Origin of the sequence: Lactobacillus ultunensis DSM 16047 (genome assembly GCF_001436305.1) — a bacterium.
Taxonomy (GTDB): Bacteria; Bacillota; Bacilli; order Lactobacillales; family Lactobacillaceae; genus Lactobacillus; species Lactobacillus ultunensis.
Window position 1 is genome coordinate 1 of sequence record NZ_AZFO01000087.1, and the last position, 547, is coordinate 547.

The window sequence follows — 547 nt, forward strand, 5'->3', positions numbered from 1 at the left end:
ACTTGACTAACTTTTAATTCATCAGCCTTACATGGCTTGGTAAGTACTACCGCATTCATTTTTTCTGTCATTTTGATTTCTCCTTTGTTAACTTCATCTTTCAAAAACAACTATAATCTGTACCCAAACGTTACAGTCAACGATAATTTTTAATTTTTTGAACTATGACGCGCAGGTGATGTCTTACAATAAAGTTAGACAAAACGAGGTGTGAATATGCAATTAGAAGATACTGTTTTTAAAAAATATCAACCCGATAACCAGAAATTGATCGATTATGGCTTCCTTAAGAAGAATAATAAATTTTATTACCAGAAGAATTTTTTCAACAACAAATTTCAAGCTCAAATCGTAATTATTAAAAACAATATTAATGGTAAGGTAATCGATTTAGATATTGATGAAGAATACTTGCCGGTTCATTCAATTCAAACCGGAAAATTTGTTGATGAGGTTCGCAGTGACTATGTCGAAATTTTAAAAGATATCCGGAAAAATTGTTTTGATCAAATAAGTATTTATCCTGACGGTTTAAAACATTATTGGT

1 pseudogene is annotated in these 547 nt (G+C 30.0%); it reads left to right on the forward strand.

The features are described from left to right. Window positions 1-216: 216 nt before the first annotated feature. Window positions 217-547: pseudogene (locus FC57_RS11165) on the forward strand (MmcQ/YjbR family DNA-binding protein); the annotation flags it as partial.